This window comes from Rhizobium sp. 10N427 (assembly GCF_056394605.1).
Genome location: NZ_JBFTID010000010.1, coordinates 185108 through 195990 on the forward strand (window position 1 = coordinate 185108; position 10883 = coordinate 195990).

A 10883-nucleotide genomic window follows, 5' to 3' on the forward strand; every position below is an offset into this window, starting at 1 on the left:
GGATTATCCTTTGACGGCGCCCGCCATGAGACCGCGCACGAAATAGCGGCCGGCGAGAATGTAAACGAAGAGCGTCGGCACGGCGGCGATCATCGCCGCGGCCATGTTGACATTGTATTCGACCACGCCGGTCGAGGTGTTGACGACGTTGTTCAACGCCACCGTCATCGGCATGGACTCGCCCGTGCCTGCGTAAGCCGAGGCAAACAGGAAGTCGTTCCAGATGTTGGTGAACTGGTAGATGACGGTCACCACGATGATCGGCAGCGAGTTCGGCAGCATGATGCGCCGGAAGATCTGGAAGAAGCTGGCGCCATCGACCTGTGCAGCGCGCACCAGTTCGGTCGGGAATGCCTCATAGAAATTCCGGAAGAACAGCGTCGTGAAGCCGAGACCGTAGACGACATGCACGAAAACCAGATTGACCGTGGGGTTGCCGAAACCGAAGTTCATGCCCGTCGCGTTCTGCAGCGTCATGCCGAAACGGCCGAACATACCGAGGATCGTCGCCATCGGCAGCAGCACCGACTGGAACGGGATGAAGCAGGCAAATAGCATCAGGCCGAAAACCAGCGTATGACCCGGGAAGCGCCACTTCGTCAGCACGTAGCCGTTCAGCGCACCGAGCACCGTGGAGATCGCCACTGCGGGCACGACCATCTTGATCGAGTTCCAGAAGTAACCCTTGATCCCGGCGCAGGTCAGGCCGACGCAGGTCTCGCCCCAGGCCTTGAACCAGGGATCGAGCGTCGGCGATTGCGGCAGCGACAGCATGTTGCCGTTCTGGATCTCGTCCATCGTCTTGAACGAGGTGACGAGCATCACGAAAAGCGGCATCAGATAGAGGACCGCGAAGATGATCAGCAGACCATAGATCACCGTGCGGCCGATCCAGCGATTGTTGTTGCCATTGGAAACGGCGGGAGAGACGACGCTGCTCATCGGGATTTCTCCCTCAGTTCGGAATAGAGATAGGGAACGATGATCGCCGAGATCGTCATCAGCATGATGATCGCGCTGGCCGAGCCGACCGCCATCTCGTTCCGCTTGAAGGTGTACTCATACATGAAGTTCGACGGCAGCCAGGCCGAACCGCCGGGACCGCCCGACGTCAGCGCGACCACCAGGTCGTAGGACTTGATCGCCATGTGGGCGAGCACGATAAAGGCAGACAGGAACACCGGGCGCAGCATCGGAATGATGATGCGGCGGTAGAGCTGCAACGTTGAAGCGCCGTCGATCTGCGCCGCCTTGATGATCTCGCCATCGATCCCGCGCAGACCCGCCAGGAACATCGCCATGACGAAACCGGACGCCTGCCAGACACCGGCGATGACGACGGTATAGATCACGAAATCCTTGTTCTTGATCCAGTCGAAATGGAAGCTTGTCCAGCCGAACTGGTGCAGCGTCTGCTCCAGGCCGAGGCCCGGATCGAGGAACCACTTCCAGGCGACGCCGGTGACGATGAAGGACAGCGCCATCGGATAGAGGAAAATCGGGCGCAGCACGCCCTCGCCGCGGATCTTCTGGTCAAGCAGGATCGCCAGCAGCAGGCCGAGCCCCAGGCAGATGCCGATATAGAGGAACCCGAAAATCCCCATATTGGTGATCGACGTGTACCAGGACGACGGCGGATCGCTCTCGAACGTCCAGCGCCACAGGCGCTGATAGGCGCGCGGCCCCGTCAGGTCGTAAGACGGAAAGGTCTTGGAATTGGTGAAGGAAAGATACGCCGTCCAGACGATGAAGCCATAGACGAAAACGATCGTGATAAGGAAGCTCGGCGCCAGCACGATCTTCGGCAGGGCATCCTGCAACCGGCCGCGAATGGACGCGCGGGTCGAAGGACTGGAGGTCAGGACCGGATCGGTGGTCGCAACAGTGCTCATGAAATCAATCTCCTCCCTGCAGCATATCCGCAGGGCGCAAAGGCCTCCCCGCACTGCGCGGGGAGGCCGGATGTCGAACAGGTATTAGCGAGCGTCGTCGATCGCCTGGACGAGCTGGGTCACAGCTTCGTCGGAGGTCTTGATCTGGCCGTGAACGAACTTGGAAACGACGTCCTTATAGGCGTTGGCGATTGCCGGAGGCGCGCCGTAACCCTGAGCGAGCGAACCGAACAGCGTACCGCCATCGTTTGCCTTCTTCAGGTCGGCGATGCCCTTCTTGCCGCAAGCGTCGAAAGCCGTATCCGGAACGTCGGTACGGGCCGGAACCGAACCCTTGACGACGTTGAACGCAGACTGGAAGCTCTTCGACAGTGTTGCCGTTGCGAGCGCCACCTGAGCGGCCTTGCGGTCTTCAGGAACGTTGAACATGCCGAACATGTCGGAGTTGTAGATCACGCTGCCATCGGTGCCCGGGAAGCGGTAGCACAGGAAGTCCTTATCCGGGGTCTTCTTGGCGGCAACGAATTCGCCCTTCGCCCAGTCGCCCATGACCTGAACCAGAGCATCACCCTTGATGACCATGGCGGTTGCCAGGTTCCAGTCGCGGCCCGAGAAGTTCGGGTCGACATACTTGATGATCTTGGCGAGGTTGTCGAAGGACTTCTTCATCGTGTCGGACTTCAGAGAGTCTTCGTCGAGATCGTTGAAGGCCTTCTTGTAGAATTCAGGACCGCCGGTCGACAGGACGATCGAGTCGAACATCGTGGCTTCCTGCCAGTTCTGACCGCCGAGGGCGAGCGGAACGACGCCAGCTGCCTTCGCCTTGTCGAGAAGCGCGATCAGGTCGTCGAAGGTCTTCGGCTCGGTGCCGCCGATCTTGTCCATGACGGCCTTGTTGATCCAAAGCCAGTTGACCGAGTGAACGTTGACAGGAGCAGCGACCCACTTGCCGTCATAGACGGAGAACTTCTGCAGAGCCGCCGGAACCGACTTGTCCCAGCCTTCCTTCTTGGCGGTCTCGGTCAGGTCGCCCATGACGCCGGCCTGAGCGTAGTCGAGAACGGTGTAGCCGAGCATCTGCGATGCGGTCGGGTAGGTGCCGGCAGCAACCATTGCCTTCAGCGCGGTCATTGCAGCATCGCCACCACCACCAGCAACCGGTACATCCTTCCAGGCGTAACCTTCCTTGGAAAGGTCTCCCTTCAAGACGTTGAGAGCCGCAGCTTCACCGCCCGAGGTCCACCAGTGCAGCATCTGCACTTCCTTGACGTCGGCCGCATGGGCGCCGAACGCAGCCATCATCACGGCAGCAGCAGCCACCGAGCCCAAAAACTTGCGCATAGTCTTCCTCCCGTTTGCAAGTCGGCAGCGAAAGCCTTTTCCGCCACCCTGATGCTTCCCACTCGCCGAGTGAGCAAACATGCCGCCGCCTCCCGGCTGCGGTTGACAATTTAAAACGATATAAATTACGCGGCGTCAAGTCTTTCTCGACTTCCGAGAAAAAAGATTATTAATGACTCAAGCTACTGAAATTTCTATACAATACGTATTGTAGCGCTGAAATCGCAAAAATTTAAAACGTTTTCATAACTTTATTGCTTGCAATGCATCTGCCCGTTATGTTGATTGCCGCAGCCCAGGAAGGCCAAGTTGACCGATCCGATGAAGCCGCCCCGCGGCGAAAACCAAGACAATCTTCTGAGACGTGGCAAGCCGACGCTGCGCACGATCGCCAACCTGACCGGTTTGGCTGTGACGACGGTGTCGCGCGCCCTCAGCGACGCACCGCAAATCTCGCTGGAAACCCGCGAGCGGGTGCACAAGATCGCCCGCGAAATTGGCTATCTCCCGGATCGCGCAGCACAGCGCCTGAAGACCGGCCGCACCAATGTCATCAGCATACTGCTCGACTCGCACCAGGAAGTCGTCGGCTTCGGCACCTCGATCATGTACGGCATTGCCAAGGCTCTGAAAGAGACCTCTTACCATCTGGTGGTGGCGCCGAACTTCCTCTCGACCACCGAGCTCGAGGCGGCCGAATACATCGTCCGCAACAGCTTCGCCGATGGCGTCATCTTCACCCGCACCGAACCCTTCGATGCCCGCGTCCGTATGCTGATCGAAACCGGCTTTCCGTTCGTCAGCCACGGCCGCACCGAATTTTCGACACAGCATCCCTATGTCGATTACGACAATTATGCCTTTGCCTATGAGGCGACGCGCCGCCTGATCACCAAGGGCCGCAAGAAGGTGACGCTCCTGCTGCCACCACGGCGGCTGACATTCTACCAGCACCTGCTGCACGGCTTCATGACCGCCGTGCGCGAGGCGGGCGCCAGCTATGAGATTTCCGAGGAAATCACGCTCGATTCACCGGCAAGCGCAATCCGCGATTATGTCCGCACGCGCGCTGCCGCCCCCGATGCCCCGGATGGCTTCATCTGTCCTGGCGAGGTGTCGGCCCTTGCGACGATCACCGGCATGAGCGACGCCGGGCTTCAACTGGCCGAGGACTACGATATCGTCGCCAAGGAGCATTCGCGCCTGCTGACCCAGCTGCAGCCAAAGGTCGAGACGATTTACGAAGACCTCGTTGCCGCCGGAGAATTGCTCGGCCGGATGCTGATCGAGCGCATCAACGACCCGGAAGCAGCAGGCAACCGCCAGCTCATCCAGACGCCACAGATCGTGTTTCCGCCCTTGTAAGCGCTGCCGACGGCTCGATCTCCGCAAGCAGCGGCAGATGATCGGACGCGCGGCGTGCCAGCGGATCGGCGATCGCCGTCACCCGCCTGACACCAAGTCCTTCCGAGACGAAGACATGGTCGATCCGCAGCACCGGAAGTCGCGACGGATAGGTCGGCCGCGGCTTACCACCGGCCAGAAGCTGGGCGTCTCGAAACTGCCGGGCAAGCGTCCGGTATGCGGGCGATAGCGGAATGGCGTTGAGATCACCGCAGATGATCGACGGCGCAGCCTGAAATGCCGACGACCCGATCCAGTCGCTGCCGAGCAACGCCGCTACCTGCCGTGCCCTGTCCACGCCCCGCAGGCCAAGATGCGTGTTGAGAACGTTGAGCGTCAGGCCGTTGACATCGACCTGCACCCAGATCGCCCCGCGGGTCTCGCCGACCGAAGGCAACGGCCCTGCCCGCATCAGCCTGGTCGGTAGCGCCGTCAGGATGGCGTCACCATACTTCTCCTCCTCGACATGCAAAGCCGGATGGAAATGCGACTCCATCTTCAAAAGGCCCGCGATGAGATGCGCCTGATCGACGCCTCCCGTCCGCTTGCGGCCAACGTCCAGCTCCTGCAGCGCAATGATATCGGCGCCCGACTGGGCGATGACATCGGCAACCCTGTGCGGATCGATCCGCCGGTCGATACCGACGCAGCTATGCACGTTGTAGGTCAGGATCCTGATCGATCGGCCGCCCTGCAGAGGTGAAATACCAGAGAATGTGCTCATGCTGGGGGAACCCGCATTCCGCTTGTTTCGTTCCATAAACTGGAAACTGCAACGCAAGACGGAAAACTCATGCCGGGCAAACGCCTCATCATCAATGTCACCCTCATTCTCGGCCTGCTGCTGGCCGCCTATCTTCTCTACAAGGTCTTCAGCCGCTACTCGCTGGACGAGGTGATGCAGTCGATCGCGGCGATCCCAGTGTCCAGACTCGCCGCCGGGACGGGCTTTGCGGCACTCTCCTATCTCTGCCTTACCGGCTTCGACTGGATGGGCCTGCGCTATGCCGGCAAACCGCTGAGCTACCCGAAGGCGGCGATCGCCTCCTTTACCGGCCTTTCAATCGGCCACAATCTCGGCATCGCCGCCCTGAGCAGCGGCGCCGTCCGTTACCGCTACTACGCCCGCTGGGGACTAAACACCGAGGAAGTCGCCAAGGTGATCCTCTTCTGCGGCGTCACCGTCGGCATCGGCCTCTCGGCCCTCGCCGGTATCGCGCTTCTCGTCAATCCCGGCGATGCAGCCAATCTGTTGCACCTCAGTTCGTCCAGCTTGTTCTTTCTCGGCCTCGCGTGCTTGGGCATTCCCGCGGTCTACGTTCTTCTGGCTGCCACCGTTCGCGCGCCGCTCAAATTGTGGAAATGGCAGTTCCAGATGCCGGAGGTTAAGCTGGCCGCCGGGCAGGTGGTGATCGGAACGCTGAACTTCATCTGCGTTTCCGCCTGTCTGCATCAGATGCTGGCGGCGCAGGGCGAAGCCAGCTTCGTGCAGACGGCAACCGCCTTCGTGCTCGCCAATATCGCCATCCTCCTCACCCATGTTCCGGGCGGGCTGGGCGTGCTGGAGGCAACCGTCAGCCACGTTCTTCCGGGCGACGCATCGATCGGCGCGCTGGTGGCCTTCAGGGTGATCTATTTCATTCTGCCCCTGCTGATCGGCCTGCCGGTCTTCGCCATCAGCGAAATCGTCATCCGCAAGCGGAAAACGGCAAACTCAGAAAAACACGCTGACCAGACGGCCGACGCGCAGGCGCAACCGCTGTAACGGCCAGTACGGCCTGCGCGGATCGACGATCCCTGTCCCCGGCAGCGGGCTCGTTCCGCCATGGGCGATATCGACGGCGAATTCGCGCAACCCGCGTGGGCCGCGGTTCAGCGCCTTTATAGTATCTAGCACCGATCGCTTTTCACTCTCCATCCGCTGCACCTCTTCGGGCTGCGCATCGAGATGCTCAGCCATCAGCCGGTGGCGAAGCGCGGTGATCGCCTGGCGGTGACCATCAGTCTCCGCCTCGATCGCCAGATCGCATTCCGTATCCAAGCCCTCGGAGCGGTTGTTCAGGTTCGACGAGCCGATGCGGATAAATGCATCATCGACGATCATCAGCTTGGAGTGGATGACAATTTCCTGCTCGCCGCCCTTCTCGTCAGGCACCACGGCATACATGACACGCAGCCGATCATAACGGTCGATCCGCTTTAGCCGGCGGATCAGGCGATCGCGATTGTTGCCCATCGTCAGTTTCTCGATGAAGCCGTGCGAGCTGCGGGTAACGAGAACCGCGATTTCAGGACCTTCGATCTCCTTCAGCCGCTTGGCGATCTCGCGCGCCACACCGAAAGAGGCCAGATATTGGGTTTCGATATAGATATGCTTGCGCGCCGCCCGGATCGCATCCCGCGTCAGCCGGAAAGCTTCGTAATGGCCGCGCTTGCCGATCAGTCCGGGTTCTGTCAACGCGATCGCGGCCGTCGCATTGGTCATTTCTGCCGGGACAGCCAACGGCCATTCGGTATCGCTGGCAGCGGCGGGCTCTATCCGCTCGCCGGTCGCCTTCCGCCACCTGCGGCGGGCGACATCGCCGATCAGGCCTGCGGCCTCACCTGAAACCATCGACTGCATGTCATGAACCGGTTCATAGGGCGTGCCGTCAGGCGCCTTGCGCAGCGGATTGCCGATCCGGTGATCCGGCTCGTCCCAGCGCCGTGCCGTGAGGTCGATGCCGCCCAGGAAACCCAGGCTGTCGTCGATCGAAACCAGTTTCTGGTGATGACAACCGCGCAGCGGATGGCGCAGATCGAAACGCATGGTGATCTGCGGATGAGACGAGAACCCGCTCTCGCGAAAGAGCCGCAACGACTTTCCCGAATAGATCGGCCCCATGCCCCAGACCAGAATCCGGATTTGCAATCCCGGATGCTCATCGGCAAGCGACAGCAGCAATTCGCCGAGCGTTTCGGAACTCTGCTTTGGCCGGAGACGGATATCGGGATTGAAATCCCAGCCGACGATCCAGATCGTCCGGCGGGCTTTCCTGAGTGCCTGATTAAGTGCCGAGAAATAGGCGGATCCATCCACCAGAAACGCCACTTTGTCGGCTTTCCCGGCGCGCCAGGCATTGCGGCCAGTGCGAATGATGCCACCCGGCATGGCCGTCACCGCGGCCTTCATCGTGCGCCGGGCCGCTCCGGCTATCAGATCGATTGCATTTGCCGTCTTGCGGCTATCGCCGGCCGCTTGAAAATCCATCATCCTGTGCCGGTGCCCCACGCTTTTTCGATGCGTGCCTCAACGTGCGAAACGCCGCTGCAGTTCCCGGACACCGAACAAAAATTATAGCTCTGCGGAGCGTTGCTGCCGGATCGCGGCGATCATGGCCTTGCCGAGCCGATGCATTTCCCGCATGCCTTGGATAGAATCAGGGAGGATGCCGCATGCGAAACTACTCAGCCTGCATCGAATGGCTGTTTGCCGAACCGGGCGACGAATTCTCAAGCCGCATCGATAGCGCCGCAGAGGCCGGTCTGCATTTCATCGAATTCTGGCGCTGGACCGACAAGGATCTCGACGCCATCGAGCGCACGCTGAAGAGCACTGGCCTCAAGGTTTCGAGCCTCGTTGCCGAACCGATGATCCCACTGACAGACATCGCCAATCGCGAAGTTTGGCTCGAAGGCCTGAAGCAGTCCGTCGCGGTCGCAAAGCGGCTCGGCGCCCCGGTACTGATCGCGCAAGCCGGAGACGACCTGCCCGGATTATCGCGCGACGAGCAGCGTGCCGCGCTGACAGAAACATTGCGCGCCGCCGCCGATATCCTGAAAGGCACCGGCGTCCGCCTTGGCGTCGAGCCCCTCAACACGCGCATCGACCATATCGGCTATTTCCTAAGCTCGACGACGGAAGCGCTCGATATCGTCGATGACGTCGATCGGAGGGAGATTGGCATCGTCTACGATATCTACCATTCCGCAGTGATGGACGAGAAAACCGAAGATGTCATCGGCGGGCGGGTCTCCCGCGTCGTCCACCTCCACATTGCCGACCACCCCGGCCGCAACGATCCCGGCACAGGAACGATCGACCTCAGGCATCGACTCGATTGGCTCTACGCGAAAGGCTATGAGGGTGTCGTGGGAATGGAGTACCGGCCCGTAAAACCCGGCCGCGACGGCGTCACGGCAGCAATCGACTCGCTTGGCGGCTGAACAGCAGCGGCCTATTGATCGCTGCCTGCCTCCATACTCCATGGGCTCTCCGCCACCAGCTTTTGCAGCCAGCTGCGAAAAGAGACGAGTGGCGGATAGTTTGCGCGCGATTGCGGCCAGGCGAGCCAGTAGGTTCCGCTGCCGGTTACCGACGGTTTCAGCAGCGAAAGAAGCCGCCCCTGCTGGATTTCATCCCTAGCCAGATAGTCGGGCAGCAGCGCCACGCCCAGTCCGGCGATCGCAGCCTGGGTCATCGTCGCGAACTGATCGAAAAGCATGCCGGTGACGTTTTTCGGTTTGATCCCCTGGGCTTCGAACCAGATTGCCCAGGCCTTCGTCCGCGTTTCGAGCTGCAGCAGCGGCAGGTCCAGCACGTCGCCCGCATCGTCGACAGGCTTTTCTCTCAGCAGCGCCGGTGAGATGCAGGCCGTCAGGCGCTCCTCGAAGAGCTCGAGATGATCGGCATCGCGCCAATCGGCAGCGCCGAAATGGATTGCCGCGTCGAACCCTTCGGCCGCGAAATTGAAGCGCTTCAGGCGGGTCGCCAGGCTGACATTGATCCCGGGATGGTCCTTGAGGAAATCTCCGAGCCGCGGCGCCAGCCATCGTGTGCCGAAGGCGGGTAGGATGGCGAGGGCGAGCGTGCCGCCGCCGGGATTGGCAGAGAATTCCATGCTGCCGCGCTGGATGAGATCGAGTGCCCGGCTGATATCGCGGCCATAGGCCTGCGCCGCCTCGGTCGGCACCAGCCGCTGCCTGTACCTGTCGAAAAGCGGGCGGCCGAGCTGCTGTTCCAGCGTCTGGATCAGCCGGCTGACCGTGCTTTGCGTCAGGTTGAGCTCGCGCGCAGCCGCCGCCGTGGAGCCATTGCGCAGGACTGCCTCGAAGGCCGAGAGATGGCTGATATGAGGAAGAAATCGTCTCTGGCGCATCTGCAACCTATGCATGGCATACATCAACTCATTCGCAAATACAGTTTCCATAGACATCAGGCAATCGATAGACGCATAATTCCCGATAAAACCTATGTCTTTGCCGTGAGGATCGCTTGTCAAACTCTGCCAACACAGTTTCCAAACCATCGTCGAGCGCATTTGCCTGGAACGATCCATTCCTGCTGGACGAGCAACTGAGCGAAGACGAGCGGATGATCCGCGACTCGGCGGCTGCCTTCGCCAAGGCCGAGCTGCTGCCCCGCGTCCAGGAAGCCTATCTCGACGAGCAAACCGACAAGGGCCTCTTCAAGCTGATGGGCCAGACCGGCCTGCTCGGCGTCACGCTGCCGGAAGAATATGGCGCTGCCAACGCCTCCTACGTCGCCTACGGCCTCGTCGCCCGCGAGATCGAGCGCATCGATAGCGGCTATCGCTCGATGATGAGCGTCCAGTCCTCGCTGGTCATTTACCCGATCTATGCCTACGGCTCCGACGCACAGAAGAAGAAATATCTACCGGGCCTCGTTTCCGGCGAGCTGATCGGCTGTTTCGGTCTGACCGAGCCGGATGCAGGCTCCGATCCGGGTGGCATGAAGACCCGTGCCGAGAAGATCGAGGGCGGTTATCGCCTGCGCGGCTCCAAGATGTGGATCTCAAACGCCCCGATCGCCGATGTCTTCGTCGTCTGGGCGAAATCCGAAGCCCACAACAATGAGATCCGCGGCTTCGTGCTTGAAAAGGGCATGAAGGGCCTCTCAGCCCCAAAAATCGGCGGCAAGCTGTCTTTGCGCGCCTCGATCACCGGCGAGATCGTGCTGGACAGCGTCGAAGTGAGCGAAGACGCGATCCTGCCCGGCGTCTCGGGTCTCAAAGGCCCCTTCGGCTGCCTCAACCGCGCCCGCTACGGCATTTCCTGGGGTGTGATGGGTGCGGCCGAAGACTGCTGGTTCCGCGCCCGCCAATACGGCCTCGACCGCAAGCAGTTCGGCAAGCCGCTCGCCGGCATGCAGCTCTACCAGAAGAAGCTCGCCGACATGCAGACCGAGATCGCCCTTGGACTGCAGGGCTCGCTGCGCGTCGGCCAGCTGATGGACCAGCACAAGAT

Annotated in this window: 10 protein-coding genes; 4 read left to right on the top strand and 6 right to left on the bottom strand. The window is 61.0% G+C overall.

Features of this window, described 5'->3' with window-relative positions; translation table 11 throughout:
- Positions 1 to 3: 3 nt before the first annotated feature.
- From AC1DIJ_RS21055 to AC1DIJ_RS21065, 3 genes are all read right to left on the bottom strand, one after another.
- Positions 4 to 942 carry a carbohydrate ABC transporter permease gene (locus AC1DIJ_RS21055; RefSeq protein WP_112385688.1) on the bottom strand — a complete coding sequence of 313 codons (939 nt, stop codon included), beginning with the start codon at positions 940 to 942 and terminating at the stop codon, positions 4 to 6.
- Positions 939 to 1892, bottom strand: a complete 954-nt coding sequence (locus AC1DIJ_RS21060) for a carbohydrate ABC transporter permease (RefSeq protein WP_112385689.1) — start codon at positions 1890 to 1892, stop codon at positions 939 to 941. Before AC1DIJ_RS21060 ends, AC1DIJ_RS21055 begins: the two co-directional genes overlap by 4 nt.
- Positions 1893 to 1976: 84 nt before the next feature.
- Positions 1977 to 3233, bottom strand: a complete 1257-nt coding sequence (locus AC1DIJ_RS21065; protein WP_112385690.1) for an ABC transporter substrate-binding protein — start codon at positions 3231 to 3233, stop codon at positions 1977 to 1979.
- A 309-nt stretch (positions 3234 to 3542) separates the two neighbouring features.
- On the opposite strand from AC1DIJ_RS21065, the gene AC1DIJ_RS21070 reads away from it, so the two are divergent.
- Positions 3543 to 4598, top strand: coding sequence for a LacI family transcriptional regulator (locus AC1DIJ_RS21070; protein ID WP_112385691.1), 1056 nt, complete (start codon positions 3543 to 3545; stop codon positions 4596 to 4598).
- On the opposite strand, the gene AC1DIJ_RS21075 is transcribed toward AC1DIJ_RS21070, so the two are convergent.
- Complete coding sequence (locus tag AC1DIJ_RS21075) at positions 4561 to 5361, bottom strand: endonuclease/exonuclease/phosphatase family protein (RefSeq protein WP_112385692.1); 801 nt, start codon at positions 5359 to 5361, stop codon at positions 4561 to 4563. The genes AC1DIJ_RS21070 and AC1DIJ_RS21075 overlap by 38 nt on opposite strands.
- A gap of 69 nt (positions 5362 to 5430) precedes the next feature.
- On the opposite strand from AC1DIJ_RS21075, the gene AC1DIJ_RS21080 reads away from it, so the two are divergent.
- On the top strand, positions 5431 to 6402 hold the full coding sequence (locus AC1DIJ_RS21080) for a lysylphosphatidylglycerol synthase domain-containing protein (RefSeq protein ID WP_112385693.1): 972 nt from the start codon (positions 5431 to 5433) through the stop codon (positions 6400 to 6402).
- Here the strand turns inward: AC1DIJ_RS21080 and AC1DIJ_RS21085 are convergent.
- Entirely contained in the window at positions 6352 to 7887 is a 1536-nt protein-coding gene (locus tag AC1DIJ_RS21085) for a phospholipase D-like domain-containing protein (RefSeq protein ID WP_477831536.1), read from the bottom strand. The two genes, AC1DIJ_RS21080 and AC1DIJ_RS21085, sit on opposite strands and share 51 nt — an antisense overlap.
- 185 nt (positions 7888 to 8072) lie before the next feature.
- On the opposite strand from AC1DIJ_RS21085, the gene AC1DIJ_RS21090 reads away from it, so the two are divergent.
- Positions 8073 to 8843 carry a TIM barrel protein gene (locus tag AC1DIJ_RS21090; protein ID WP_112385695.1) on the top strand — a complete coding sequence of 257 codons (771 nt, stop codon included), beginning with the start codon at positions 8073 to 8075 and terminating at the stop codon, positions 8841 to 8843.
- Positions 8844 to 8854: 11 nt separating this feature from the next.
- Here AC1DIJ_RS21090 and AC1DIJ_RS21095 read toward each other — a convergent pair whose 3' ends face one another.
- Positions 8855 to 9775 carry a LysR family transcriptional regulator gene (locus AC1DIJ_RS21095; RefSeq protein WP_112385733.1) on the bottom strand — a complete coding sequence of 307 codons (921 nt, stop codon included), beginning with the start codon at positions 9773 to 9775 and terminating at the stop codon, positions 8855 to 8857.
- 215 nt (positions 9776 to 9990) lie between these two features.
- On the opposite strand from AC1DIJ_RS21095, the gene AC1DIJ_RS21100 reads away from it, so the two are divergent.
- The coding region (locus tag AC1DIJ_RS21100) for an acyl-CoA dehydrogenase family protein (RefSeq protein ID WP_477831539.1) at positions 9991 to 10883 on the top strand (893 nt) is incomplete at its 3' end.